The sequence below is a fragment of the Bradyrhizobium sp. SZCCHNR1015 genome (assembly GCF_032489875.1).
GTDB lineage: Bacteria > Pseudomonadota > Alphaproteobacteria > Rhizobiales > Xanthobacteraceae > Bradyrhizobium.
The window spans coordinates 60,626-86,830 of the sequence record NZ_JAUEYW010000014.1 but is presented as its reverse complement, the minus strand read 5'-3'; the positions used below and the strand labels follow the sequence as shown (position 1 = coordinate 86,830).

At 63.5% G+C, this 26,205-nt stretch carries 21 protein-coding genes; 8 read left to right on the top strand and 13 right to left on the bottom strand.

Annotation, left to right across the window (positions count from 1 at the left end; genetic code table 11):
- Positions 1-64: 64 nt before the first annotated feature.
- The 5 genes from oxlT to QX128_RS23585 all read right to left on the bottom strand — a co-directional run bounded on the left by oxlT (position 65) and on the right by QX128_RS23585 (position 5,129).
- Positions 65-1,351, bottom strand: coding sequence for an oxalate/formate MFS antiporter (oxlT, locus tag QX128_RS23605; RefSeq protein ID WP_315716169.1), 1,287 nt, complete (start codon positions 1,349-1,351; stop codon positions 65-67).
- A 209-nt stretch (positions 1,352-1,560) separates the two neighbouring features.
- The gene (locus tag QX128_RS23600; RefSeq protein ID WP_315805090.1) at positions 1,561-3,060 is read right to left on the bottom strand and encodes a tripartite tricarboxylate transporter permease; all 1,500 of its coding nucleotides are present in this window, start codon (positions 3,058-3,060) and stop codon (positions 1,561-1,563) included.
- A gap of 41 nt (positions 3,061-3,101) precedes the next feature.
- A complete protein-coding gene (locus QX128_RS23595) occupies positions 3,102-3,596 on the bottom strand; it encodes a tripartite tricarboxylate transporter TctB family protein (protein ID WP_316238662.1) in 495 nt (164 codons plus the stop codon).
- Positions 3,597-3,606: 10 nt separating this feature from the next.
- Positions 3,607-4,605 (bottom strand): tripartite tricarboxylate transporter substrate binding protein, encoded by a 999-nt coding sequence (locus QX128_RS23590; protein WP_316238661.1) that lies wholly within the window; start codon positions 4,603-4,605, stop codon positions 3,607-3,609.
- Positions 4,606-4,991: 386 nt separating this feature from the next.
- Positions 4,992-5,129 (bottom strand): hypothetical protein, encoded by a 138-nt coding sequence (locus QX128_RS23585; RefSeq protein ID WP_175345309.1) that lies wholly within the window; start codon positions 5,127-5,129, stop codon positions 4,992-4,994.
- Positions 5,130-5,580: 451 nt separating this feature from the next.
- On the opposite strand from QX128_RS23585, the gene QX128_RS23580 reads away from it, so the two are divergent.
- A complete protein-coding gene (locus QX128_RS23580; RefSeq protein WP_315805094.1) occupies positions 5,581-6,057 on the top strand; it encodes a peptidoglycan-binding domain-containing protein in 477 nt (158 codons plus the stop codon).
- A 197-nt stretch (positions 6,058-6,254) separates the two neighbouring features.
- On the opposite strand, the gene QX128_RS23575 is transcribed toward QX128_RS23580, so the two are convergent.
- From QX128_RS23575 to QX128_RS23560, 4 genes are all read right to left on the bottom strand, one after another.
- A complete protein-coding gene (locus QX128_RS23575) occupies positions 6,255-6,590 on the bottom strand; it encodes a hypothetical protein (RefSeq protein WP_315805095.1) in 336 nt (111 codons plus the stop codon).
- Between the two features lie 592 nt (positions 6,591-7,182).
- Positions 7,183-8,460 (bottom strand): formyl-CoA transferase, encoded by a 1,278-nt coding sequence (frc, locus tag QX128_RS23570; RefSeq protein ID WP_315805096.1) that lies wholly within the window; start codon positions 8,458-8,460, stop codon positions 7,183-7,185.
- 65 nt (positions 8,461-8,525) lie between these two features.
- Positions 8,526-10,259, bottom strand: coding sequence for an oxalyl-CoA decarboxylase (gene oxc, locus QX128_RS23565; RefSeq protein ID WP_316218509.1), 1,734 nt, complete (start codon positions 10,257-10,259; stop codon positions 8,526-8,528).
- 61 nt (positions 10,260-10,320) lie between these two features.
- Positions 10,321-11,052, bottom strand: coding sequence for a GntR family transcriptional regulator (locus tag QX128_RS23560; protein ID WP_315805168.1), 732 nt, complete (start codon positions 11,050-11,052; stop codon positions 10,321-10,323).
- 189 nt (positions 11,053-11,241) lie between these two features.
- Between QX128_RS23560 and QX128_RS23555 the strand changes: the two genes are divergently transcribed.
- Both QX128_RS23555 and QX128_RS23550 read left to right on the top strand, forming a co-directional pair.
- The gene (locus tag QX128_RS23555; protein WP_316238660.1) at positions 11,242-13,383 is read left to right on the top strand and encodes an acetate--CoA ligase family protein; all 2,142 of its coding nucleotides are present in this window, start codon (positions 11,242-11,244) and stop codon (positions 13,381-13,383) included.
- A 127-nt stretch (positions 13,384-13,510) separates the two neighbouring features.
- Positions 13,511-14,344: an IclR family transcriptional regulator gene (locus tag QX128_RS23550; protein WP_316238659.1), complete on the top strand. Its 834-nt coding sequence runs from the start codon at positions 13,511-13,513 to the stop codon at positions 14,342-14,344.
- Between the two features lie 120 nt (positions 14,345-14,464).
- On the opposite strand, the gene QX128_RS23545 is transcribed toward QX128_RS23550, so the two are convergent.
- Positions 14,465-14,950 (bottom strand): hypothetical protein, encoded by a 486-nt coding sequence (locus tag QX128_RS23545; protein ID WP_316182750.1) that lies wholly within the window; start codon positions 14,948-14,950, stop codon positions 14,465-14,467.
- A 425-nt stretch (positions 14,951-15,375) separates the two neighbouring features.
- On the opposite strand from QX128_RS23545, the gene QX128_RS23540 reads away from it, so the two are divergent.
- The 3 genes from QX128_RS23540 (at position 15,376) to hyi (ending at position 19,959) form a co-directional block, all read left to right on the top strand.
- Positions 15,376-17,178: an adenine deaminase gene (locus QX128_RS23540; protein WP_316238658.1), complete on the top strand. Its 1,803-nt coding sequence runs from the start codon at positions 15,376-15,378 to the stop codon at positions 17,176-17,178.
- Between the two features lie 168 nt (positions 17,179-17,346).
- Positions 17,347-19,134, top strand: coding sequence for a glyoxylate carboligase (gene gcl / locus QX128_RS23535; protein ID WP_316238657.1), 1,788 nt, complete (start codon positions 17,347-17,349; stop codon positions 19,132-19,134).
- A gap of 33 nt (positions 19,135-19,167) precedes the next feature.
- A complete protein-coding gene (gene hyi, locus QX128_RS23530) occupies positions 19,168-19,959 on the top strand; it encodes a hydroxypyruvate isomerase (RefSeq protein ID WP_315805104.1) in 792 nt (263 codons plus the stop codon).
- 182 nt (positions 19,960-20,141) lie between these two features.
- On the opposite strand, the gene QX128_RS23525 is transcribed toward hyi, so the two are convergent.
- Entirely contained in the window at positions 20,142-20,960 is an 819-nt protein-coding gene (locus QX128_RS23525) for an alpha/beta hydrolase (protein ID WP_315805105.1), read from the bottom strand.
- 235 nt (positions 20,961-21,195) lie between these two features.
- Here QX128_RS23525 and QX128_RS23520 point away from each other — a divergent pair, with 235 nt between their 5' ends.
- On the top strand, positions 21,196-22,119 hold the full coding sequence (locus QX128_RS23520; protein ID WP_315805106.1) for a LysR substrate-binding domain-containing protein: 924 nt from the start codon (positions 21,196-21,198) through the stop codon (positions 22,117-22,119).
- A 137-nt stretch (positions 22,120-22,256) separates the two neighbouring features.
- Here QX128_RS23520 and QX128_RS23515 read toward each other — a convergent pair whose 3' ends face one another.
- Entirely contained in the window at positions 22,257-23,675 is a 1,419-nt protein-coding gene (locus QX128_RS23515) for an ABC transporter substrate-binding protein (RefSeq protein WP_315805107.1), read from the bottom strand.
- A 663-nt stretch (positions 23,676-24,338) separates the two neighbouring features.
- Between QX128_RS23515 and QX128_RS23510 the strand changes: the two genes are divergently transcribed.
- Entirely contained in the window at positions 24,339-24,980 is a 642-nt protein-coding gene (locus QX128_RS23510; protein WP_315805108.1) for a hypothetical protein, read from the top strand.
- Between the two features lie 147 nt (positions 24,981-25,127).
- Here QX128_RS23510 and QX128_RS23505 read toward each other — a convergent pair whose 3' ends face one another.
- Positions 25,128-26,105, bottom strand: coding sequence for an alpha/beta hydrolase family protein (locus tag QX128_RS23505; protein ID WP_315805109.1), 978 nt, complete (start codon positions 26,103-26,105; stop codon positions 25,128-25,130).
- Between the last annotated feature and the right edge of the window lie 100 nt (positions 26,106-26,205).

Here is a 26,205-nt window from a genome sequence, read left to right as displayed (position 1 = left end):
AAATGCCGAGCGTCGTCAATCTGGAAGCGTTCTTTTTTATTTTTGCTGCAGCGCGAAGGGTGCGTCAGAGCGTTGATTTCTGCACCACGACCCGCCGCCAGGGCTTGAGCACCGCGATCGCGAGGATCGACGCCAGGATGTTGGCGCCGGCCGCGATGATGAAGACGCGGTCCCAATTGCCGGAGGACTGCTGCATGTAGTTCGCGATCGGCACAAGCAGCGCTGCCGTGCCCTTGGCGGTGTACAGCAGGCCGGCATTGGTGGTGGCGAACTTGGTGCCGAACGTGTCGGTGCAGGTCGAGGGGAAGAGCGAGTAGATCTCACCCCAGGCGAAGAACACGAAGCCGGAGAGGATCACGAACCACACCGGATCGTGGCCCAGCATGTACAGCGCCCAGATGCCGATGCCTTCCATGCCGAAGGCGATGAACATCGTGTTCTCGCGGCCGATCATGTCCGAGATCCAGCCAAAGAACGGACGCGTCAGGCCGTTCAACACGCGGTCGATGGTGGCGGCGAACGTCACCGCCGTCATGGTCATGCCGATCAGCGTCACCGGAATGTTGTCGACCTTCCAGTCCCCGGCGATCGGCTTGAGGTTGGCCGTCACCATCAGACCGCCCGCGCCGACGATCACGAACATGAAGTACATCAGCCAGAAGATCGGCTGGCGGATCACCTCGGTCGGATTGTAGTTGCGGCGGCTCTGGACGAGGTTGGTGTTCTGCGTGACCGCGGGCACCTGGCCTTCCTTGGGCGCGAACAGGAAGAAGGCGAGGATGACGATGATGATGCCCTGGCCGAGACCGAAATACAGGAAGGTGGTCTGGAAGCCGGAGTCGCGGATCATGGCCTGGATCGGTGCGACGGTGAGCGCCGAGCCGGCGCCGAAGCCGGCCGCGGTGATGCCGGCCGCGAGGCCGCGCTTGTCGGGAAACCACTTCAGCGCGTTGCCGACGCAGGTGCCGTAGACGCCGCCGGCGCCGATGCCCGCGATGATCATGCCGAGATAGTAGCCGTTGAGCGAGGTGGCGTAGGCGTTGATCATCCAACCGATGGCGCACAGCACGCCGCCGACGAGCACGACGATGCGCGGGCCGTATTTGTCGACGAACCAGCCCTCGACCGGCACCAGCCAGGTTTCGAACAGCACGAACAGCGTGAAGGCCCACTGGATCGAGGCGCGATCCCAGCCGAACGTCTTGGCGATATCCGGGACGAAGAAGGTCCAGCCATATTGATAGTTGGCGATCATCACCATCGCCAGGACGCCAACTGCGAGCTGCGTCCAGCGGTAGGCGTCGCTTACTCTTGCAGATGCGGGCGCCCCCGCGTGAGCCAAGTCCGTCATGCTTCCTCCAGGCTGTCTATTTTTGTCCTAACAGCTATGCGGGAGTTTGGTATATGATATGCCAATAGACAAGCGGATTCATCGAGCAGGCGGGCGCTGGTAGACCTGCGATCGACGAAAAAAGCCTGCAGAAGCAAGGCAAATCGCTGCAGCGACAATACGACGCAGCAGAGGATATTTGTAGCTCAACTATCGAAGTAAGAACGGGCTCATGCGGCGAACGCCCGCAACCGGTTGTAGCCCTGCTGGATCGCCGACCAGAACAGCGCGATCAACCCGAGCGCCATGATGGTGCCGACCAGCCCGTTGGAGAAGAAGATCGCGAGCGATCCCTGGGATCCCAGCAGCGACTGCCGGAAGGCCTCCTCGGCCTTGTCGCCGAGGACGATGGCGAGCACCAGCGGCGCGAGTGGATAGCCGCACTTCTTGAACAGATAGCCGAGCACGCCGAACACCAGCATCAGCACCACATCGAACGTGCTGCTGTGCACCGAATAGGCGCCGATGGCACACAGCACGAGGATGAGCGGCGCGATGATGCTGAAGGGAATGCGCAGGATCGCCGCGAACACCGGGACGCAGGTCAGCACGACGAGCAGGCCGGCGAGGTTGCCGAGATACATCGAGGCGATCAGACCCCAGACGAACTCCTTCTGCTCGACGAACAGCATCGGCCCCGGTTGCAGGCCCCAGATCAAGAGACCGCCGAGCAGCACCGCCGCCGTGGGGGAGCCGGGCACGCCGAGCGACAGCATCGGCAGCAGCGCCGCCGTGCCCGCCGCATGGGCTGCCGTCTCCGGCGCGACGACGCCCTCGATCTCGCCATGGCCGAACTTCTTGCCGCGCTTGGAGAGGCGCTTGGCGATGCCGTAGCTCATGAACGAGGCCGGCGTGGCGCCGGCGGGGGTGATGCCCATCCAGCAGCCGATCAGGCAGGAGCGCAGCGCGGTGAGCCAGTGTGCCGGCATCTCCTTCCAGGTGTGCAGCACAACGCGCAGATTGATCTGCGCGTTGCCGCCGCGGAAGCTCAGTCCTTCCTCCATCGTCAGCAGGATCTCGCCGATGCCGAACAGGCCGATCACGGCGATCAGGAAGTCGAAGCCGTTGAGCAGCTCGGTGATGCCGAAGGTGAGCCGGAGCTGGCCGGTGATGGAATCCAGGCCGACTGCGGCGAGCGCGAAACCGATCATCATCGCCGCGATCGTCTTGAACGGCGGCTCCTTGCTCAGGCCGACGAAGCTGCAAAAGGCGAGGAAGTAGACGGCGAACTTCTCGGCGGGGCCGAACTGAAGCGCGAAGCCGGCCACCAGCGGCGCGATCAGCGTGATCATGATGACCGCGAACAGCGCGCCGACGAAGGACGAGGTGAATGCTGCCGTGAGCGCCTCGCCGGCCTTGCCCTGCTGCGCCATCGGATAGCCGTCGAAGGTGGTCGCGACCGACCATGGCTCGCCGGGTATGTTGAACAGGATCGAGGTGATGGCGCCGCCGAACAGCGCGCCCCAGTAGATGCAGGACAGCATGATGATCGCCGAGGTCGGCGGCATGCTGAAGGTCAGCGGCAGCAGGATCGCGACGCCGTTGGCGCCGCCCAATCCCGGCAGCACGCCGATGATCACCCCGAGGACGATCCCGAGGATCATCACCATGATGTTGAAGGGTTGGAGGGCGACGGCGAAGCCGTGAAACAGATTGGCGAGTTCTTCCATGCCGGCTTGGTCCTGCAACCCTCAGCGGATGAGTTTTCTTGTTAGAGTCCGAGCCAGTCCTCGACCGGCCCCTTGGGCAGGGGAACCATGAACCAGCGCTCGAAGATCAGATAGGTCACGACCGGCATGCCGATCGCGACCACTGCCACCGTGAGCCAGCCATATTTGCCGAGCCACCGCATGAACCATGCGATGAAGATCATGGAGGCGACGTACAGGCCGGTGAAAGGCAGGGCGCCGACATAGATCGCCGTCGGCACCACCACGCTCATGACCTGGCGCAGCTGCCCCCATTCAGCGAAGACACGGCCGTCATCCTCGCGCAGCGTGCTGCGGAAGTTCATCGCGCTGGCCGCCACGATGAAAAGTCCGACGTAGAATGGGAAGAATCCCGCCCGCGGTCCTTCGGCTCCCCAGTTGATCCCGGCCTTCACGCTGCCGAGGATTACGATGATCCCGAACAGCGCGATCGCGAGCGTGACGCCGACCTCGACCGCCTTGTGGCTCGGGCCGGCGGATCCACCTTGACGGCTCATGCGAGGGCGCTCAGTTCGAGGCCAGGAAGCCGGCTTCCTTCATCAGGAGCTCGTGCCGCTTCTCTTCGGTCTCGACCCATTTGGCATAATCGGCGCCGGTCATGAAGGTGGTGTTGAAGGCGCCGGTCTTCATGAACTCCTGCCACTCCGGCGTCTCCCGCACCTTCTTGAACAGGTCGACGTAGTATTCGATCTGGTCCTTGGTGGCCCGTGGCGACATGAAGATGCCGCGCAGCATCAGATATTCGATGTCGAGCCCCTGCGACTTGCAGGTCGGGATGTCCTTCCAGGCCTTGCCGTCGGTGATCGGCTCGTCATAGCCCATCGGCTTGTCGTCGAAGACGCAGAGCGGCCTGACCTTGCCGCCGCGCCACTGCGCCACCGCCTCGATGGGATTGTTGACGGTGGATTCGATGTGGTTGCCCACCAGTTGCACGGCCACTTCGCCGCCGCCCTTGTAGGGAATGTAGGTGAACTTCGCGCCGGTCGCCTTCTCCATCGCCACCGTGATGATCTGGTCTTCCTGCTTCGAGCCGGTGCCGCCCATCTTCAAGGTGCCGCCGCCTTGCTTGACCGCATCGATGTAGTCCTTGGCGGTCGCATAGGGCTTCTCGGCGTTGACCCAGAGCACGAACTCGTCGAGCGCCAGCATGGCGACGGGAGTGAGGTCCTTCCAGTTGAAAGGAATGCCGGTCGCGAGCGGCGTCGTGAACAGGTTCGACAGCGTGATGATGATCTTGTGCGGGTTGCCGGCCGACGCCTTGACGTCGAGGAAGCCTTCGCCGCCGGCGCCACCGGACTTGTTGATCACGACCAGCGGCTGCTTCATCAAATTGTGCTTGGTGACGATGCCCTGGATGGTCCGGGCCATCTGATCGGCACCGCCACCGGTGCCAGCCGGAACGATGAACTCGACCGGCCGGACGGGCTCCCATCCCGCCAGAGCCGGGATATGCCCTGCCATCAGGGCGATGCCGGCCATAACGGCCACGCGCACGGAACGCTTCATCACGCTTTCTCCCCTTCATTCCCGGAACGCACGGCTTCTTCCGGCCGCTACGCCCAACCAAATCACTGCCCTGTGGAGCCGGCCGGGCATTTTCCGCCGTGCCGCGCTTCAGGCCGTCGCCAGCTCCGGACTCTCCCGCGATGCCCATGCAGCCAAAAGTTGTGTTGGCAGCCGGGACCATTCTGCTGGAGGCGCGTCCGCAGCCAATCGACCGATTTGATTTTGGTATGAAGAGGTGACCGACCGCAATTGAGGAGATTGGGTGGGATGCCTGGGAGGCCAATTTGTCGCAGGCCGTGGGGTGTCGCAAAAAGCAAAAGCCCCGGAGGTCCGGGGCTCTTGATTGGGCTTCGAGGGCTGCCTGCGCGCGCGAAGCGCGCCGGGCCTCAGAGGCCGAAATAGGGCAGGTCGCCGTTGCGGTTGGCGGCGCGGGCGCTGACCATGAGCACGCGATCGAGGGCGGCGAGGAAGCGGCCGAACAGGGACACGGGCTGAACGAGGGGGAGGGCAACGGTCTTGGCCATGGTTTGTCTCCTTCAGTGAGGCGGTATGACGTTCTGACTGAGGAGAATTTACGTATACCAGATGCCAGATACAACGATCGATATTGCATAGCGGCATGAGCATTTTGCGATGCGGCAGGAATGTTACGATTGGGGTTTCTTATCGAGAACGGCATTTTCATATGGAAAGAGCCGCCCAACCGAGGCGCCGGTCGGTCTCGATCCCTCCTCGGCGGACCGAGCCGGCAAACTCCCGGTATCTCGGCGACTGCCGACATCTGCCATCCCGTGCGCCGATCCCGCGCGTGCAACGCGACGGAACGATCGGCCCGAGGTGAGGGAACTGTGCTGCCCGGGCCGCAGTTACTCTGCAACGAAGCGGAGTGGCGTCGCCGGATGTTGATCGTTCAGTGCGTCGCGCTGTATTCCTCGAAACGTGTCATCGGCAGACCTGAGGGCGAAGGATAAGGCCATGCGCGCCTTGATCGTGGCACTGTCCATCCTGGCGATCGCCGGAAGCGCGCAGGTCGCTCACGCTGGTCTGAGCAGCGCACCGCGTGAAGCGTCGGCACCCGCCGATACGGTGATCGCCGCCCAGGAAGCCAATCAGGAGACCGAGAATCAGATCGGCCTCACCAAGGCGAAGCGTCGGGCCGTGCAACGGGGGCTGACCAGGCTCGGGTTCGGCACCAGGATCAACGGGACGTTCGACGAGCAGACCCGCGCCGTCATCGCCCGTTGGCAGGAGGAGCGCGGCTATCCCACGACCGGCTTCCTCAACGCCGCTCAGCACAAGGTCCTGATGGACGCAGCCACCGAGGCTGCCAAACCCGACCGTCAACCCCGCCGCAGCGCGGGGCGCGCGCGACATCAGCGGAATGTCGGAGGTCCCATCGGCGCGATCGGCGGCGCGATGCACCGTGTGGTGGGCGGAATATTCGGCAGGTAGCTCGTCAGATCTTCAAAGAGTCGGAAGACGCTCGAGGCAATTTCTACCGTAGGACCTGCCCGCTGAAGCGGCCTTCGTCTTCTCGACGCCCTGCGCTTGCCGACGGCGGCGATATGAAAGCCCGGCCGAAGCGGGGCCGGATCAGGAGCTGCTGGAGGCGACCTCCGGACCAGAATTGGCGCGCGCCAGCTCGATCGCTATCGGAAGAACCCCCAAAGTCGAACCACAACCGTGTCGCCGCTCTGGCTGCCGTTTCTCACCACGAACGGCGTCGAGAAAGCAATTCCGGTGCTGAAGGTCCGCTCGACATTGGCTGTCGTCTCCCCGACGAAGCTCCAGCGATTTGTCGTTCCTCCGCTGGAGGGAATATCCTGCGTCAGCGAGACCTCCAACAACATCGCCGTACCAAGGACGGACAGCCGCTGAACGGAGACATCGGTTACCACGAATGTCTTGCCGGCGGGGATCGAGAACGCGGTGTCGTGGCCGTCCGGGTGGACGATGTTTGGGGTCTTGGTTCCGCCCTTCGGCACGGACGTTTCGAGTTGGACGGGAGGGTGCCCCAGGATTGGGGGCTTCCTGATTGGACTTACCAAGACATCCCTCCATCACACCACAATCGCCATACGCCGCGTTCCAACGCGTTCTCAAGCTCCGGCAGTGTGAAGTTGGGACGCATCGCTGCACACCTCCACGGGAGCCCTCGCAGAATGCACATCGAAGCGCGAGAGGACCTTGCTCTGGATCAAAACGAAATGTTTCTCGGAGGTCTGCGAGTGGGCAGGGCTATGCCAGTGTGCTCTTCGGGGGCGGTTCGCGTCCGCTCTGGCTGCATATCGTGATTTTCGATCATCCGCGGGACAAAACATCAAAGATCGTAGCAATCGAGGCTGTGGGTCACGAGCAATCGGGTCGGCGACAACTGCTCCGTACATCCCATATTTCAGACATTCTCGACAGGTGCGATCGCCGGCCGTAGCCGGACCAAGGTCATCGTCGATGTGCGCTGGGCGCGGGAAATAGACGGGAACGTGAGAATGAAAAAGCCGCCGGCTGATGCCGGCGGCTTGATGTCGAGGAGCTTCACATTCGGCGGTCGCGCCGCCGATCGTCTCTGACGCTCGATTACTCCGCCGCTTCCTTCCGCGGCGGATCCAGCGCGCCGGAGTCGTGGATTTCGGCGACCTGGTGGTCGCTGAAGCCGAGCACCTGGCGGAGGACCTCGTCGGTGTGCTCGCCGAGCAGGGGCGAGCGGGTCACGTCGGCCGGGCTGTCCGAGAGCTTGATCGGGTTGCCGACCGAGAGATACTTGCCGCGGGTCGGGTGGTCGACCTCGACCAGCGTGCCGGTCTTGCGCAGCGACTCGTCCTCGGCGATCTCCTTCATCGACAGGATCGGGCCGCAGGGGATGTCGAACTCGTTCAGGATGTCCATGGCCTCGAACTTGGTCTTGGTCATGGTCCACTGCTCGATGCGGCCGAAGATCTCGTTCAGGCGCGGCAGGCGGGCGGCGGGCTTGGCGTAGTTCGGATCGGTCTTCCAGGTCGGCTCGCCGATCACGTCGCAGATCTTCTCCCAGACCGGCGCCTGGGTGATGAAGTAGATGTAGGCGTTCGGGTCGGTCTCCCAGCCCTTGCACTTCAGGATGCGGCCGGGCTGGCCACCACCGGAATCGTTGCCGGCGCGCGGCACGGCGTCGCCGAACGGCACGCCCTCGCCGAACTGGCTGTACTCCTTCAGCGGGCCGTGATCGAGCCGCTGCTGGTCGCGCAGCTTGACGCGGCAGAGGTTGAGCACGCCGTCCTGCATCGCGGCGGTGACGCGCTGGCCGCGGCCGGTGTGGGTGCGCTGATAGAGCGCGGTGACGATGCCGAGCGCCAGATGAAGTCCGGTGCCGGAATCGCCGATCTGCGCGCCGGTGACGAGCGGCAGGCCGTCACGGAAGCCGGTGGTCGAAGCGGCGCCGCCGGTGCACTGCGCGACGTTCTCGTAGACCTTGCAGTCCTCGTACGGGCCGGGGCCAAAGCCCTTGATCGAGGCGACGATCATCTTCGGGTTGATCGCCTGGATCTTCTCCCAGGGGAAGCCCATGCGATCGAGCACGCCGGGGCCGAAATTCTCGACCAGCACGTCGCACTTCTTGATCAGCTCGGTCAGGACTTCCTTGCCCTTCGGGTTCTTGGTGTCGAGCGTGATCGACCGCTTGTTGTGGTTCAGCATCGTGAAATAGAGGCTGTCCACGTTCGGAATGTCCTGCAGCTGGCCGCGGGTGATGTCACCCACGCCCGGACGCTCGACCTTGATCACGTCGGCGCCGAACCAGGCCAGCAGTTGCGTGCAGGTCGGTCCGGACTGGACGTGGGTGAAGTCGAGAATGCGAACGCCCTCGAGCGCCTTGGTCATGTGTTGCTCTCCGTAACGATTGGTCATCCCGCATGGCGCGGGCAGGTGATGTCTTGCGGGTGGCCTTACTTCTTCTTCGTCAGCACGCTCTGCGGATTGAGGTTGCCGATACGGCCGCTCTCGGATCCGGCCGCGGGATCAATCACGGCGTTGATCAAGGTGGGCTTGCCGGAATCCATCGCCGCGTTGACGGCGCGCTTCAGCTCGTCCGGCGAGGTCGCGTTGACGCCGACGCCGCCGAAGGCCTCCATCATCTTGTCGTAGCGCGCGCCCTTGACGAACACGGTGGTCGCCGGATCGTCGCTCGCCGCGTTCTGGTCGGTGCCGCGATAGATGCCGTCATTGTTGAAGATGACGACGCAGATCGGCAGATTGTAGCGGCAGATGGTCTCGACCTCCATGCCGGAGAAACCGAAGGCGCTGTCGCCCTCGATCGCCAGCACCGGCTTACCGGTCTCGACCGCGGCGGCGATCGCCGAGCCCATGCCGATGCCCATCACGCCCCAGGTGCCGACGTCGAGCCGCTTGCGCGGCTGATACATGTCGATCACGCCGCGGGCGAGGTCGAGCGTGTTGGCGCCCTCGTTGACCAGGATCGCGTCCGGACGCTCCTTGATGATGGTGCGGAGCACGCCGAGCGCGCCGTGATAGTCCATCGGCGAGTTGTTGTTCATCAGCCGCGGCGCCATCTTGGCGACGTTGTCCTCGCGCTTCTTCTGCACCGCGCTCAGCCACTCGGCCGGCGCCTTGGCCCAGTTGCTGCCCATCGCGTCGGAGAAGGCGGTGACGACCGAACCGATGTCGCCCACCACGGGGGCGGCGATCTCGACGTTGGAGTCCATCTCCTTCGGCTCGATGTCGACCTGGATGAACTTCTTGGGCTGTTCGCCCCAGCTCTTGCCCTTGCCGTGCGACAAGAGCCAGTTGAGGCGGGCGCCGATCAGCATCACGACGTCGGAGTCCTTCAGCACGGTCGAGCGCGCGGCACCGGCGCATTGCGGATGCAGGTCGGGCAAGAGGCCCTTGGCCATGCTCATCGGCAGGAACGGCACGCCGCTCTTCTCGACGAAAGTCTTGATCGCCTCATCGGCTTGCGCATAGGCCGCGCCCTTGCCGAGAATGATCAGCGGACGTTTCGCGTTCTTCAACAGATCGAGCGCGCGTTTGACGGAGTCGGGGGAGGGGATCTGCGCCGGCGCCGGATCGATCACCTTGACCAGCGAGGCGCTGCCTGCCTGCGCGTTCATCACCTGGCCGAACAGCTTTGCCGGCAGGTCGAGATAGACGCCGCCGGGACGCCCGGAGACCGCGGCGCGGATGGCGCGGGCGAAGCCGATGCCGATGTCCTGGGCGTGCAGCACGCGGAACGCCGCCTTGCACAGCGGCTTGGCGATCGCGAGCTGATCCATCTCCTCGTAGTCGCCCTGCTGCAGGTCGACGATCTCGCGCTCCGAGGAGCCCGAGACCAGGATCATCGGGAAGCAGTTCGTGGTCGCATGCGCCAGCGCGGTGAGGCCGTTCAGAAAGCCGGGAGCGGAGACGGTGAGGCAGACGCCCGGCTTCTTGGTGAGGAAGCCGGCGATCGCTGCGGCGTAGCCGGCGTTCTGCTCGTGACGGAAGGAGAGCACGCGGATGCCTTCAGCCTGCGCCATGCGACCGAGATCGGTGATCGGAATGCCCGGCACGTTGTAGATCGTGTCGATCCCGTTCAGCTTCATCGCGTCGATGACGAGATGGAAACCGTCCGTGAGCTCCTCGTGCGTGTCCGGTGCCTCGGTCTTAACAGCAGTCTGCGCCATGCGCCTCTCTCCCTGGTCGTCTACGAAGGCGCTTTGCGGCGACTTCTTCTGTTTGAACCCGTCAGCTGAATAGTTCCTGGCCGTGCGTCTCGACATAGCTCGCAAGGCCCAGCGTGTGATCCCGCGCGCGCTTCTCGGCGAGCTCGGTGTTGCGTTCCTCCAGCGCCTCGATGATCGCGAGATGCTCGGGCAGGGAGGCCGCGATACGGTCGGTGCGCCCGATCGTGAGCTGGCGATAGCCGCGCACGTGCAGCAGGATGTCGTTGGTCATGTCGACGAGCACCGGCGATTCCGACAGCGAGATCAGCGCCTGATGAAACGCGATGTTCGCCTTGGAATATTCCTCGATGTGCTCCTGCGGCGGGCGATCCTTGCCGAAGTCCTTGAAGTAGTCGCGCAGCGCGCTGATGTCCTTCTTGCGCGCGATCGTGGTGATGAGCCGCGCGGCCATGCTCTCCAGCGCCGCCCAGGCGCGGATCATGTCGACGATCTCGCTCTTCGTCCTGCGGACGACGACGATGCCACGGCGCGGCACGGTCTTCACGAAGCCGTCCTGCTCGAGCATCGCGATCGCTTCGCGGATCGGCGTGCGGCTGACACCGAGGCGCTCGGAGAGCGCGCGCTCGTCGAGCATCACGGGCTCGGGCGAGGCGTAGATGTCCATCTTCAGAATGGCTTCTTTCAAGGCCTCGTAGGCCTTATTCTTGAAGCTCGTCTCCGGGGCGATGCGAGCGATCGCGATGTCGGCCTCGGCCATGATGGGCAATGCCTTGTTTGTTTTCTCTGTAGACAAGACCGATCTCCTCTCCTTGGGAGATGCTTGTTTACAGCATTTTGCGTCCAAGATTTTTGGCATACCAGATGCCAGACTGTCAAGCTGCGTGCTTTTTCAGCGTTTCCACATCTTCGTCGCGCTTGACAAAGTTTGCTTCTGGCATACCAAATGCCATAAACGACGAGCAATCCCCAGGAGGAAGCCCCGATGTCTGACGCCATCCCGAATGCCAAGGCTACGATCCGAGACGTTCTCGATCGTGTGAAGGCGGATAAACGCACCAGCCTGACCGCGCCCGAAGGCAAGATCGTCTGCGATGCCTACGGCATTCCGGTGCCGAAGGAGGGATTGGCGAAGTCAGCCGCCGAGGCGGCCAAGCTCGCGGGCGATATGGGTTTTCCGGTCGTCATGAAAATCGTCTCGCCGGACATTCTGCACAAGACGGAAGCCGGTGGCGTCATCGTCGGCGTCAAGACCGCTGACGACGCGCAGAAGGCGTATGAGACCATTCTCGCGAATGCGAAGAAGTACAAGGCCGACGCCAAGATCGAAGGCATCCAGGTCCAGCAGATGCTGACCGGCGGTACCGAGGTGATCGTCGGTTCGATCACCGACGGCTCGTTCGGCAAGCTGGTGGCCTTCGGCCTCGGCGGCGTGCTGGTCGAAGTTCTCAAGGATGTGACATTCCGTCTCGCCCCCGCGACCAAGGACGATGCGCTGTCGATGCTCGACGGCATCCAGGCCCATGAGATGCTCAAGGGCGTGCGCGGCGGCGATGCGGTGAGCCGCGAGGCGCTGTCGGACGTCATCGTCAAGGTGTCGCAGCTGGTCAGCGATTTCCCCGAGATCGTCGAGCTCGACCTCAACCCGGTGTTCGCGACCAAGACCGGCGCGATCGCCGCCGACGTCCGCATCGTCGTCGATTTCGACTACAAGCCGCGTCCGGCGCCGCGCTCGAACGAGGAAATCGTCACGGCGATGAACCGCATCATGAAGCCTTCCGCGGTCGCCGTGATCGGTGCCTCCGCCGAGGACGGCAAGATCGGCAACTCCGTGATGAAGAACCTGATCAACGGCGGCTACAAGGGCGAGATCTATCCGATCCACCCGAAGGCCTCCGAGATCCTCGGCTACAAGGCGTATAAGAGCGTCAAGGACGTGCCCGGCGTGATCGACACCGCCGTGTTCGCGATCCCCGCGAAGTTCGTGGCCGCGGCGCTGACCGAGTGCGGCGAGAAGAAGATCCCCGGCGCGGTGCTGATCCCGTCGGGCTTCGCCGAAGCCGGCGCGCCGGAGCTGCAGGCCGAGATCGTCGAGGTCGGCAACAAGTACAACATCCGCCTGATGGGGCCGAACATCTACGGCTTCTACTACACGCCGGCCAATCTTTGCGCGACCTTCTGCACCGCCTATGACGTCAAGGGCCATGCGGCGCTGTCGTCGCAGTCGGGCGGCATCGGCATGGCGATCATCGGCTTCTCGCGCTCGGCCAAGATGGGCGTCTCGGCGATCGTCGGCCTCGGCAACAAGTCTGATATCGACGAGGACGATCTGCTCGCCTTCTTCGAGCAGGATCCGAACACGAACCTGATCGCGCAGCACTGCGAGGACCTCAAGGACGGCCGCGCCTTCGCGGAAGCCGCCAAGCGCGTCTCCAAGAAGAAGCCGGTCATCGTGCTCAAGGCCGGCCGCACCTCGGCCGGCGCCAAGGCCGCCTCGTCGCATACCGGCGCGCTCGCCGGCAACGACAAGATCTATGAGGACGTGCTGAAGCAGTCCGGCGTGATCCGCGCCCGCTCGCTGCGCCAGCTGCTCGAGTTCGCCCGCGGCGTGCCGGTGCTGCCGACGCCGAAGGGTGAGAACGTCGTCATCATCACCGGTGCGGGAGGCTCGGGCGTGCTGCTGTCCGACTCCGTCGTCGACAATGGCATGTCGCTGATGGCCATGCCGGCCGACCTCGATGCCGCCTTCCGCAAGTTCATCCCGCCGTTCGGTGCCGCCGGCAACCCGGTCGACATCACCGGTGGCGAGCCGCCGATCACCTATGTGAACACGGTCAAGCTCGGCCTGTCGGACGACCGCATCCACGCGCTGATCCTTGGCTACTGGCACACGATCGTGACGCCGCCGATGGTGTTCGCGCGCAACATGGTCGAGGTGAAGAAGGAGATGGAGGCCAAGGGCTTCGTCAAGCCGATCGTCGCCTCGCTCGCCGGCGACGTCGAGGTCGAGGAAGCCGCCGAATATCTCTACCAGAACGGCATCCCGGCCTACGCCTATTCGACCGAGCTGCCGGTCGAGGTGCTCGGCGCCAAGTACAAGTGGGCGCGCGGCGCGGGCCTGCTCTAAGTCATAGTGATGCGAATGCCGCTCCGGCGTCTCGCCGGGGCGGCACTTTCTTTGCTAGCGTGACCAAGCAAGATCCGTCCGTCCTGCAACGACGCCGCCTGTAAATGGCGGTGCAGAGAGGCGCCACGTGATCCGTCGCAAGACGATCGAGCCACGCCCGGATGCCGCGGCCGAGCCCCGCGACGGCGGCGTGCAATCCGTCGGCCGCGCTCTCCAAATTCTGGAAATTCTCGCTGAGGACGACGAAGGCTATCGCCTGAGCGATCTCGCCATCCGTGCCGGGCTCTCCACCTCCACCGTGCATCGCCTGCTGACGACTTTGGAGAAGCGCCGCTTCGTCCAGTTCGACCGCATGGAATCGAAATGGCATGTCGGCGCGCAGAGCTTCGCGGTCGGCGCCACCTTCACCCGCCGCCACAATTTCGTCGCGCTCGCCATTCCCTATCTGCGGCGCTTGCGTGATCAGTCGCGCGAGACCGCCAATCTCGCCGTCGTCGACGATGAATCTTTGATGGTGCTGCTGCGGCTGGACAGCCGCGAGATCATGCGCTCGCTGACCAAGGTCGGCGGCCGCTTGGCCATGGTCGCCTCCGGCATGGGCAAGGCGGTGCTTGCGACCTATTCCGACGAGGATGTGAACGGCATCATTCACCGCCAGGGCATGCCGCGCCTGACCGAGAAATCCATCATCCGCGCCAGCGACCTGTTCCGGGAGCTGGAGACCATCCGCCGCCAGGGCTACGCCGTCGACGACGAGGAGGCGCGTCTCGGCTTGCGCTGCATCGCCGCCGTCGTCCACGATTCCTGCCGCGAGCCGCTGGCAGCGATTTCGGTGTCCGGCCTGGCGAGCCGGCTGACCGAGGAGCGGGTGCCTGTGGTCGGGGGCATGGTGCGGGATATTGCGGCGGAGTTGACGGTGGCGCTGGGCGGTCCCAAGCCAGCGGCTGACCTTGCGGAGTGATGCAGCAACAGCGGCAGATGCGTGCGAGATCGGCGCAGCAGCCGACAAGGGGAAACCAGCCGCTGTGGCGGGATGGCCGGTCCACGCATCGCGATGTGGTCCGAGCGAGACTGAGTCAGATCAGTCGGTGAAATCGATGGTGAAGCGGATCGGGCTGATGGGCTTGGTCACGAAATGGATCGTCTTACCGGCCAACGCCGCCAGCGAGCCCGATGCGAATTTGATGATGCCTGTTCCGGAGGTCTCGTTGCCCACCGGCTTGCCGTCCCGCATCACCGGCGATGCGGTCCCTTCGGTCGCCTGCGTCACCGCGCGCCCGCCCGGGATGCGGTGGACGCCGCCGCCGATCAAGAACGTTCCTTTGGCACCATCCCACTCGACCGTGTTCGAGGCCGTATACACAGCGCCCTTCAGCACGCCGTCGGTGCCGAGGCAGGAATATTCGACCGTCAGGAGGTTGTGATCGGGACGATCGCCGACCGGCTCGGGAAAGGGGAAGCCGACCACCGTGCATTCGTAATGCGCGATCATGCCAGCGCGCGCTGCGGACCCTGTGGCGCTCGCGGCGAGAATGGAACAGGCCAGGATCAAGATGGTGTTGCGCATGGACGCCTCCTCGGCAGGCGCTCGTCCGAGCGGTCGCCGAACGCGCTCTGGTCTCGACAAAATAACACTAGAATCCAAAGTGTGGTTTTGATCTCTATCAACCGGAAGGAGAACGCTGCAGGTCAGTCCTTGTCATCGTCCTGCGCCTGCGGGCGACCGAGCTTGCATGGGCATCAGCAGGCGGAGAGCTTTCGCGCAGTCCGATTACCCGAGCACGCCTCGTCGTCAGACCTGCCGCAGGCGGTCGCTGCGACGGATGGCTGCAAAGCGACCGTGGCGCCGCGCTGCCGCTGAAGCGGGAGATCGGCAGCCAGCTTCGCTGCCCAAGCCGTAGTCAGCTGCGCCGACCTATTTGGGCTTGCCGTCTTGCGCATCGCGCGCAACGATCGTGGTGGATCCCCCGAACACGTCCAGCGAGTTGTGCCATGACCAAACTCACCCGCTTCTCTGTCGCCCCCCTGCACAGCATGACGCGGCGGCTGGCCGACGTCGCCTCGGGCCGGGTCGCGCCCGATCTCGTGATCACGGGCGCGCGGGTGCTGTCGACCTATTCGGAGCGCATTCTCCCCAACCGCGAGCTCTGGATCACCGGCGGACGCGTCGCGGCGGTGAAGCCGGCGGGTGCGCACAAGTCACTTCCCAGCGGCTTTGCGGTCTACGATGCCGCCGGCGGCATCATCGCGCCGGGCCTGGTCGATCCGCACATCCACATCGAATCCTCGATGGTCACGGCCTGCGCCTACGCCGAGGCGGCGCTGCTCAATGGCACCACGACGATCTTCTGCGACAGCCACGAGATCGGCAACGTGATGGACGTCGCCGGCGTCGAGGCGATGCTGGAGGACGCACGGCAGGCGCCGCTGTCGATCTTCCTCACCGTGCCCTCGACGGTGCCGGCGACATCGGCGGCGCTGGAAACGGCCGGCGGTGATCTCACGCCGGACAAGATCGCCGGCCTGTTCGATCGCTGGCCGGAGGCGGTGGCGCTCGGCGAGAAGATGGATTTCGTGCCGGTCTGCATGGGCGACGAGCGTAGCCACGCGATCCTCGCCGCCGCCCTGCAGCGCGGGCGGCCGGTGTCCGGCCATGTCTATGGCCGCGAATTCGTCGCGGCCTATGCCGCGAGCGGCGTCACCGATACCCATGAGGCGATCGACCGCGACATCGCCGACGATCTGCTGGATGCCGGCGTCTGGATATTCCTGCGCGGTGGGCCGCCGACGACCCCGTGGCACAGCCTGCCGCAGGCGATCCGCACCATCACCGAGCTCGGCGCCTCGCACAAGCGCACCGCCGTCTGCACCGACGACCGCGACGCCGACGATCTCATGCTGTTCGGCCTGGACTGGGTGGTGCGCGAGGCCGTCAAGGCCGGGATGTCGCCCGAGCAGGCGTGGTCGATGGGCTCGCTGCTCGGCGCCACGCGCTTCGCGTTGGATGGCGAGATCGGCGGCCTCGGCGGCGGCCGCCGCGCCGACGTCGTGCTGCTCGACGACGGCCTGAAGCCGCAATCGACCTGGTATGGCGGCGAGCTCGTCGTCGACAACGGCAAGATCACCGCGCGGCTCGATCAGGCGCTGTCGCAGCGCTATCAATATCCGAAGGCGGCCTATGCGACCGTGAAGCTGCCGGCGCAGATGACGCTGACGCCGCAGCTTCCCACCAAGGCCTGCACCGTCAACGCGATCAAGACGGCGCTGCCGGGCATCACGTTGATCCACGACAAGGTCGCGATCGAGCCGGCCAACGATTGGGAGACGCTGTTCGCGCGCCATGGTCTCTGCTTCGTCGCCGTGATCGAGCGCCACGGCAAGTCGGCGGGGAACGTCGCGCATGGCCTGTTGAAGGACTTTGGCCTGAAGCGCGGCGCCGTCGCCTCCAGCGTCGGCCATGACAGCCACAATATCATCGTCGCCGGCACCAACGAGGCGGACATGCAGGCCGCGGTCGCCGCGATCGGCCAGCACCAGGGCGGCGTCTGCGTGGTCGCCGACGGCGAGGTGAGGGCGATGGTTCCCTTGCCGATCGCGGGACTCTTGTCGGACAAGCGCGTCACCGAGGTCGCCGAGGAGGTAAAGCTGTTGAAGAAAGAGTGGGCGGAAGCCGGCTGCACCATTCCCTACATGGGCTTCAATTTGATTCCTCTATCGGTCATTCCGGAAATTCGCATCACCGACAAGGGCCTCGTGCTCGTGCCGCAGATGGAACTGGCGCCGCTGTTCGAATAACTACTCGCGTCTCATCCTGTTAGGACATGTCAGTGTCGTTCTGTCCTAACTAATTGAGGCCGCCGGTGTTTTGCCGAGCGTGCCGCATCGTGGGAAAAATCGACGACTGAATTGAGATCGCATCCGTCAGCAGCGAAGCTCGCGCATCAAACAAGCGGGAGGCGCGAGATGGCGAAGATGCGGGCGATCGATGCTGCGGTGCGGATCTTGGAGAAGGAGGGCGTCACCTGCGCCTTCGGCGTTCCCGGCGCCGCGATCAATCCGCTTTATTCCGCGCTGCAACGCCGCGGCTCGATCCGCCACATTCTCGCCCGTCACGTCGAGGGCGCCTCGCACATGGCCGAGGGCTACACCCGCGCCAGGGCCGGCAATATCGGCGTGTGCATCGGCACCTCGGGGCCGGCCGGCACCGACATGATCACCGGGCTGTATTCGGCGATCGCGGATTCGATTCCGATCCTCTGCATCACCGGCCAGGCGCCGCGCGCCAGGCTCTACAAGGAGGATTTCCAGGCTGTCGACATCGAGCAGATCGCCAAGCCCGTGACGAAATGGGCGGTGACGGTGCGCGAGCCTGGCCTCGTGCCGCGCGTGTTCAGCCAGGCCTTCCACATCATGCGCTCGGGCCGGCCGGGACCGGTGCTGATCGACCTGCCGCTCGACGTGCAACTCGCCGAGATCGAGTTCGACGACGAGACCTATACGCCGCTGCCGGTCTACAAGCCCGCGGCGAGCCGCAAGCAGATCGAGAAGGCGCTGGAGATGCTCAACGCCGCCGAGCGCCCGCTGATCGTCGCCGGCGGCGGCGTCATCAACGCCGACGCCAGCGATCTCCTCGTCACCTTCGCCGAGACCGTCAACGTGCCGGTCGTGCCGACCTTGATGGGGTGGGGCGCCATTCCCGACGATCATGTGCTGATGGCCGGCATGGTCGGCCTGCAGACCAGCCATCGCTACGGCAATGCCAATTTCCTGGAGTCCGATTTCGTGCTCGGCATCGGCAACCGCTGGGCTAACCGCCATACGGGATCGCTCGAGACCTACACCAAGGGCCGCAGCTTCGTGCATGTCGACATCGAGCCCACCCAGATCGGCCGCGTGTTCAATCCCGACCTCGGCATCGTCTCCGATGCCAAGGCCGCGCTGGAGCTGTTCATCACGGTCGCACGCGAGTGGCGAAAGGCCGGCAAATTGCGCGAGCGGCAGGCGTGGCCGGCGGCGTGCCAGGACCGCAAGCGCACGATGCTCCGGCGCAGCGATTTCGACCAGGTGCCGATCAAGCCGCAGCGCGTCTATCACGAGATGAACAAGGCCTTCGGCCGCGACACCTGCTATGTCAGCGTCATCGGCCTGTCGCAGATCGGCGGCGCGCAGTTCCTCAGCGTCAACCATCCGCGCCACTGGATCAATGCCGGGCAGGCGGGCCCGCTCGGCTGGACCCTGCCGGCCGCGCTCGGCGTCCGCGCTGCCGATCCCAAGCGCGAGATCGTCGCGCTGTCGGGCGACTACGACTTCCAGTTCCTGATCGAGGAGCTCGCGGTCGGCGCCCAGTTCAATTTGCCCTACATCCACGTCGTCGTGAACAACGCCTATCTCGGCCTGATCCGCCAGGCGCAGCGCGGCTTCTCGATGGACTACCAGGTGCAGCTGTCGTTCGAGAACATCAACGCGCCGGAGGTCGGCGGCTACGGCGTCGATCATGTCGCGGTCGCGCAAGGGCTCGGCTGCAAGGCGATCCGCGTCACCGATCCGCGCCAGGCCCAGGCGGCGTTCGCGACCGCGCGCGAATGGATGGCGGAGTACCAGGTGCCCGTCGTGGTCGAGTTCGTGCTCGAGCGCGTCACCAACATCGCGATGGGTACCGAGATCGACAATGTCGTGGAGTTCGAGGAGGTGCTCGACTTACCGGTCGACGAGACGCCGGCGGGGCCGGCGCGCACTTTGCTGCCGGCTTGATCTCAGCGCACTCCGATCATCGAGGATCACGCCATGCCGCGCTTTGCCGCCAACCTCACGATGCTGTTCAACGAGCTGCCGTTCATGGAGCGCTTCGCCGCCGCCAAGGCCGCCGGCTTCAGCGGCGTCGAATATCTGTTCCCCTACGAGTTCGACAAGGCCGAGCTGCGCGAGCAGCTCGCGCGCCACGGCCTGACCCAGGTGCTGCACAATCTGCCCGCCGGCAACTGGGCGGCCGGCGAGCGCGGCATCGCGATCTTGCCCGATCGTGTCGACGATTTCCGCGACGGCGTGCGCCGCGCGATCGAGTATGCCCGCGCGCTCGACTGCCGCCAGCTCAACTGCCTCGTCGGCATCGCGCCCGACGATGCCGATCCGCGCGAGCTCAACCAGGTGCTGGTGCGCAATTTGCGCTTTGCCGCGATAGCGCTGAAGGCGCAGGGCATCAAGCTGCTGATCGAGCCGATCAACACGCCCGACATCCCCGGCTTCTTCCTCAACCGCACGGCCCAGGCGCTGCAGCTGATCTCAGATGTCGAGTCCGACAATCTGTTCGTGCAGTACGACATCTACCACATGCAGATCATGGAGGGCGATCTCGCCCGCACCATGCAGAAGCATCTCGCCCGCATCGCCCACATCCAGCTCGCCGACAACCCTGGCCGCCACGAGCCCGGCACCGGCGAGATCAACTACCCCTTCCTGTTCCGCCACCTCGACGCCATCGGCTATTCCGGCTGGATCGGCTGCGAATATAAGCCGAGGGCAGGGACCGTTGACGGGCTGGGGTGGCTGGCGGACTACGCGGTCGTTCCGGCGGGTTGAGGTTCGTGGGTGCCACTCGGTCCGACAGCTGTCTTCCGGCTCGTCCCGAGAGCAGGCATCGCGGTTGAAGATGGGAGAGTCCGAAACGATAGGAAGCCGCTGTCTTGAATGGGAAGAAGATGCCGCCTTGCGAGCGGCATCTCCTTTGTGCGGGGGAAGGCGATATTCAAGGAGATATGCCGTCAAGACCTGATGAAGGAGAGCAGGTCGGGGTTGAGGACGTCTGCATGCGTGGTGAGCATGCCATGGGGGTAGCCCGGATAGGTTTTCAGCGATCCGTTCTTGAGCAGGTTGACCGCACGCGGCACCGTACTTGCGAAGGGGACGATTTGATCGGCCTCGCCATGCATGATCAGCACCGGCACGGTGATCTTTTTCAGGTCTTCAGTATAGTCTTCCAACCAGGATTCGACAGTTGCGTAGTGAGCCAGGGCCCCACCGGTCATGCCCTGACGCCACCAGTTGGCAATGATGGCCTCCGAAGGCTTGGCCCCGTTCAGGTTGTAACCGTAGAACGGGTTCTCCGGGACGAACCGATAGAACTCCGACCGGTTGCCCAGCATGCCTGCACGAACCCCTTCGAACCATTCCGGCGGTTGACCGGACGGGTTTTCGTCGCTGCGATACATGTTCGGCGTCAGGGAAGCGACCAGGACCGCCTTCGCAACGCGCTCGTGGTGGCGCGCGACATACCGAGCGACCTCTCCGCAACCTGTGGAGTGACCGATGTGGATCGCGTCGCGCAGGTCGAGGTGCTTGGTCTGATCCGCAAGGTCTGCAGCCCAAGTATTCATGTCGTTGCCGGTGCTGGGCTGGTCGGACCGTCCGTGCCCGCGACGGTCATGCGCGATGACGCGGAAACCCTGCTGCAGGAAGAACATCATCTGGGCATCCCAGTCGTCCGCGGTCAGCGGCCATCCGTGGCTGAAGACGATCGGCTGACCTGATCCCCAATCCTTGTAGTAGATGTTGACGCCATCGTCAGTCGTCATCGTGGGCATCGTGCCGCTCCATCCGTGCTGTCAGATATTTTCACAGGACGCCGATCAATTTGATCCATTGAGCGACGTGTTACTCAGGTTCGCTGGCCGAGCTTGGAGTCGAGTCCCAAGCAGGCCCTTGCCTTGGCAACACCTGTCCGCCAACGCGTTGCCGTTGCGAAGGTAATTCTTGCTTCCGTCAGCTACAAATACCTTGTAGGCTTCGATCTATGCCTTGGAAGCATATTGAGGGCGAATGGAACTGCGGCATTTGCGATATTTCGTTGCCGTTGCGGAGGAAGGTAGCTTTTTGACCGCTGCCCAGCGGCGCCTCAACACTTCACAGCCTTCCCTGAGCCGGCAGATCCGCGATCTCGAATCCGAAGTCGGCGTTCCGCTGTTGGAGCGCCAGGCCCGCGGCGTGGCGCTGACCTCCGCCGGACGCGTGTTTCTCGATCACGCGCGATTGGCGCTGCTTCAGGTCGAGGCGGCGACCGAGGGGGCCCGGCAGACGGCTCGCCCGCAAAAGCCTCTCCTTTCGATGGGATTCCTGGTTGGGCTGGAGGTCATGTGGCTTCCGCAGCTGTTGCGCATCTTGCGCGAGGAAGCCCCGGACGTCGAGGTCACGCTCAGCACGCAATCCTCGCCGGAGCTCGCGCTGGCATTGATGCGGGGGAAACTGGACATCGCCTTCCTTCGTCCCGAGAAAGACAACAAGGGTGTCGTCTTCAAGGTGCTGGCGAAGGAGCCGTTGATCGCGGTGCTGCCAGCCGATCATCGTCTGGCCTCGCGCAAGAAGATCCGGCCGCAGGATCTCGCCCGCGAAATCTATGTCAGTTCGGCGCGGACCTCCCCCGTGTTGCAGGAGGTCATCCAGGACTATGCCTCGCGGGTCGGCATCACCCTGGAGGCAAAGTATGCGGGCGAGAACATATCGTCCGCGATGTCGCTGGTGGCATCGACCGGCGGCATCAGCCTGGTTCCGCTCTATGCGCAGAACATGCTCACACCCAACGTCGTCGCGCGGGCGCTCGAGGGCGGCACCCCGACGGTCGATTTGGCCCTGGGATACAATCGGTCAAACCAGTCGCCCTTGCTCCGCCGGCTCTTGTCGCGCGCCGACGAGCTGGTCGCAAACGTTCAGAACCAGAGCATCATTCGCTATGTTGAAGCCGAATAGTGGGGACGATGGACGGCAGTGACGGCCATTCGGCTGTCGGGCCGCTTACGTCCGCTCGCTCCCTGAACGGACATATCGGGCGCCCAATGGGGCAGGAACTTGCAGCGCTCGCTGCAACCCGAGGCGCCGATGAGGACTCATTGGCCGGGCGCGCCTATCGAAGAGAGCCGAGGGTTACCTGTCGTTCGCGGTTGATCGGTGGCACCGCTCTGCAGCGTCGTTCGCCTTTCGGCAATGGCATGGTTGAACAATTCAACGGCGAGACCGAATGCGGACAGGTCCTCTGGTTCGATGGCTCCATCGTCATAGCCCTTGAGAGTTTCGCCGATGATCGCGTCGACCTCCCGTTGCCATGTCAGCAGATCCTGTTCGGACCCGGCACTGCGAACCTCCGACATGGCCTCGAGAACGCGGCTGCGGCAACTGGTGCTGTCGTTCGTTTCGTCCCGATTCAGATAGCGACGCAGCCAGGCGGCGGCCGAACCGATGCCGGAAAGCGCAAGCAAGGCAAACCAGAAGTAGTCGCTGTACTTGTCCAGAAAGGTTCGCTCCGTGCCGTTGATCACTGCCGCGGCGCCCCGGTGCACGGAAGGTTCGGTCTCCTTCTCCGTGTCGGGCTTCATGATGCGCGAAGCGCCGGCTGTGCCTTGCGTGATCGTGTCGCGGACCGCAAACAGCTGCCGGTAGAACGCCGCCGCCTTGGCCTCGGAGAGTTCCTTTCTTGCCAGGATCAGATGACTGACGCTTACAGTGTCGATCTTGTCCTCCGGCCAGGCCGGTCTCGCGCTGAAGACGCTCGGCGGGATTTCCTCGGCCTCGTAGCGCGGGTGCTTCAGGGCAATAGCCTCGGATGCATCGATCGGAAGAAACGTGGGAGCGCCGCGCTCTCGGGAGGTGGCGGTGATGGCGTCCGCGGTGATCTTGCTGTCGAGCGGACCGACCGCGAGATACGCATCGAGGGTAGAATCTTGCGCAAGCTTTTGGATCTCATCTGTCCCGAATTGCGCCGTGGCCACCTTGTCAGGCTGCACGCCGGAGCCCTCCAGAATGGCCTGGAGGACTGCGACATTTGCCCCGGTCTTCCCGATAATCCCGACCTTATGACCCGCCAGACCGGCGATCTCTTTGATAGTGCCGGTACCCTTCTTCTTGGAATCGCTGCCGCGCCGTCCCGAGGGAGACCACAGGACGACGTAGTTCTTCCGCAGGACCGCCAATGTCTGCGCATCGGGCGGCATGCTGAGATCGCCGCGGCCGACCGCGAGGTCAGTTTTATCGGCGGCCAGGAGTGCGAGAGATTCAGCGGCTCCCCCGGTCGTGATCGGGGACAGCCTGACGGTCCTGCTTTCCTCGCCGAAAGCGTCGGCCATGGCTTGGACCACCCGGTGGTCGTCGCTGCCGGCCGGTCCAACGGCGATCCGGAGGGTCTCGGGCTGCAACACGTAGAAGAGGGCCGCCGCGGCGGCGCCAAACGCAACAAATCCCAAAGCCAACACGATCAGCAACCTTCGTTGACGACCATCGTGAGCACTTTTGACGGGATCGAGCGATGACATCGGCAGACCCTCTGAGAGCAACCGCCTGCAGGGTTACAAGCGCTATGGGAACTTGGGGGAACCGGTCTCGGCGCGCAATGTTCCCCCACCCTCGGCGAGTTCACAAAGGCGAATGGCTGTGCAGGGGCGGTCCTGAAGCTCCCCGAGGTCCTTTGAGTCATTGGCCGACATTCCGTTTCTCGCCTGATATGAAAGACGCTGCGAGCTGAGGCGGTCCTGGAGAACGAGATGACAGCAATTCTTAGCTGCCGGATGACGGCGACCCTTCGCTACCGAACGATGTTGGTTCTGGCGGTGTTTGGCTTCTGTTGTGGCATCGGGGCCAGCCTGGCTTGGGCAGTTGTCCTCTCTAGTCGAGAGGTACCCGATCTCGGCTCAAGGGTGGCCGCCATCCCGATCTTGATGTTGGCTTCGACGGGCGCGTCTTTCCTTCTGGCTCGGTTTGCCCGAAGGCGGCTCAGGACAATCGCATCCGCAAAATAACGTACCACAGGCCCAAGTCAGTCGTGGTCGTATTCGGTCAGCCAAGGGTCAGGACCGGATCCGTCGGTCGGGCCCAGACATCGGCTTGGGGCCACAAGGAGACATTGCCAACCAGGCCGCACCTGTGGTTTCTTCAGTGCGAAATAGCTCAAGTCGGTCCCTTTGCGATTGAAACAAAACATGCCAGGACCATCCACAAGAAACATGCGTCAACTGCCTGACGTCTTCTCATTAAAGCGGCTGCTTCAATCAATCGCGATGCTTGATGCAATCATCTGCCCTGAGTGGGCGTACCGTTACTACTCTTTCAACGCAAATTGGGCCACGGAAGAAATGATGGGCTCAATGCGGAATGGCCAAGGCGACGAGTTTTTCGTATTGTTCAATTCTCATGGCGCATTCATCAAAGGCTTTGATCACGAGTCGATGGTAGCGTCGTTAAGATTACCAAGTGAGCAGTTCTATCGCGATCTGCCTCGCCAGTTCGCAGCTTGTTGCAGTGAACCTGCGTTCTCGCCGGAGTATGTCACATTTTGCATGTGGCGTCTTTCTGAAGCGCCTGCGTGGTCCAGTGCAAGAATTGAGCTGGCAGCATCCGGAGACAGCGATGGCTCGGCCCATCTGCTTTCAATGCTTGATTGCTCGCCTGAAACGTACCGGCGATGGGCTGCTGATTACTATCAAAGAGAAGTGCCTCCACAAGCCACGATCGCTGTATACGAGCATCGTGTGCTAACGAATGAAATCGTTGCTGCTATTAATCCAACAATCGATCTAGCTTCACTCGGTGAGGATATAGTCCAGATCGGCTATCCAACTTGAGAAAATCCGTACCGATGAGATCGGTAGACGTCCGCTCAGGGTCAAAAGCAGTCTTCCGACGGTCGAACGACTTGCTTCCGGTTGAACCCGGGCCGCAAGATCTGGGATGAATCAATCAGCGACACCGGCAAGGGCTGCGTAGCCATGTCACTGGCTTCCAGCGAGATGCTGACGGAAAAACCTGATCATCTCAGTGTGAAGGTGTTGATGAAAATCGTGACGGTCGAAGCCCGGCGCATCGGTGCAAGCCGACGGGTTACCCTGCGCTTCCTTCGGTGTGCAGGTCGCAAGGAAAGAGAAGTGTTTGGCGTTTGTGACGAAGTGACAATCCGGTCTCGGAAGCCCTTGTTTGATCACTGCCGCACAGCATCCCGACAGGCCATCGCCGTTCTGAGCAGGATCGGAACTCCACAATTGCACGGGAACCGCTACTTCCTTCAGGTTCTTCTCGGGGAACACAAATGCCGGATAAGGATCAACGATGACGGCGGCCCTCACACGCGGATCGGACGTGACTGGCTGACTGGGCGCCTCGCCGTTTTCCAGCTGCTTGCAGGCCAACAGGCTGGACGTCGCGCAATTGGGCAGGCCCTTTCGCAAATCGGGATGACCACCGATGACGGCGAGACCCGTATAGCCGCCAAACGAAAATCCGTAGAGACCGATACGCTGGGCGTCGATGCGCGCCGCGTCGGGCCAGCCATCGAGCATGTAGTCGATCAGCCGCTTGATATCCGCAGGGCGCTCCACCAGCACCGAAAGGCTATCGGTACGGCTGGTGTCGCGCCAGGTGTCACCGGGATGATTGAGTGCAGCGACGACAAAGCCCGCGTCGGCCAAGGCGGCTGCAGTGTCATGGTGGCCGCCGAACCATCCTCGTCTGCCGTGCGATATCACGATGAGGGGAAGCTTTTCCCCTGTCACGGCGCATCCGGGGACTGCAAGGAAAATGGCACCACGTGCATCCATTTCGCGCGGGGTCTCCGCACAAGGTGTCCAAACGAGCAGCCTGATCGCCGGTCCCATCCCGCCAGCAGGAATGTCGAAATTTTTGACACCCGCCGCGTTCGCCACTGTCAGCTCAAGGACAAAACAGAAAGCAGTTAGCAAAGTAACGAGACGCATTCTTGGCTCCTGCGGGAAGAGGGCCTGCACAATGGGGAGTTGAACCAACCGATTATGTCGCCTTCGGGTTAAAAGCGGGATCAGCCGTTGTGGCCGAAAC

Coding starts and splice junctions, on each gene's coding strand:
- oxlT (WP_315716169.1), bottom strand. CDS start 1,351: ATGACGGACTTGGCTCACGCGGGGGCGCCCGCATCTGCAAGAGTAAGC.
- QX128_RS23600 (WP_315805090.1), bottom strand. CDS start 3,060: ATGGAAGAACTCGCCAATCTGTTTCACGGCTTCGCCGTCGCCCTCCAA.
- QX128_RS23595 (WP_316238662.1), bottom strand. CDS start 3,596: ATGAGCCGTCAAGGTGGATCCGCCGGCCCGAGCCACAAGGCGGTCGAG.
- QX128_RS23590 (WP_316238661.1), bottom strand. CDS start 4,605: ATGAAGCGTTCCGTGCGCGTGGCCGTTATGGCCGGCATCGCCCTGATG.
- QX128_RS23585 (WP_175345309.1), bottom strand. CDS start 5,129: ATGGCCAAGACCGTTGCCCTCCCCCTCGTTCAGCCCGTGTCCCTGTTC.
- QX128_RS23580 (WP_315805094.1), top strand. CDS start 5,581: ATGCGCGCCTTGATCGTGGCACTGTCCATCCTGGCGATCGCCGGAAGC.
- frc (WP_315805096.1), bottom strand. CDS start 8,460: ATGACCAAGGCGCTCGAGGGCGTTCGCATTCTCGACTTCACCCACGTC.
- oxc (WP_316218509.1), bottom strand. CDS start 10,259: ATGGCGCAGACTGCTGTTAAGACCGAGGCACCGGACACGCACGAGGAG.
- QX128_RS23555 (WP_316238660.1), top strand. CDS start 11,242: ATGTCTGACGCCATCCCGAATGCCAAGGCTACGATCCGAGACGTTCTC.
- QX128_RS23545 (WP_316182750.1), bottom strand. CDS start 14,950: ATGCGCAACACCATCTTGATCCTGGCCTGTTCCATTCTCGCCGCGAGC.
- QX128_RS23540 (WP_316238658.1), top strand. CDS start 15,376: ATGACCAAACTCACCCGCTTCTCTGTCGCCCCCCTGCACAGCATGACG.
- gcl (WP_316238657.1), top strand. CDS start 17,347: ATGGCGAAGATGCGGGCGATCGATGCTGCGGTGCGGATCTTGGAGAAG.
- hyi (WP_315805104.1), top strand. CDS start 19,168: ATGCCGCGCTTTGCCGCCAACCTCACGATGCTGTTCAACGAGCTGCCG.
- QX128_RS23525 (WP_315805105.1), bottom strand. CDS start 20,960: ATGCCCACGATGACGACTGACGATGGCGTCAACATCTACTACAAGGAT.
- QX128_RS23520 (WP_315805106.1), top strand. CDS start 21,196: ATGGAACTGCGGCATTTGCGATATTTCGTTGCCGTTGCGGAGGAAGGT.
- QX128_RS23515 (WP_315805107.1), bottom strand. CDS start 23,675: ATGTCATCGCTCGATCCCGTCAAAAGTGCTCACGATGGTCGTCAACGA.
- QX128_RS23510 (WP_315805108.1), top strand. CDS start 24,339: ATGCCAGGACCATCCACAAGAAACATGCGTCAACTGCCTGACGTCTTC.
- QX128_RS23505 (WP_315805109.1), bottom strand. CDS start 26,105: ATGCGTCTCGTTACTTTGCTAACTGCTTTCTGTTTTGTCCTTGAGCTG.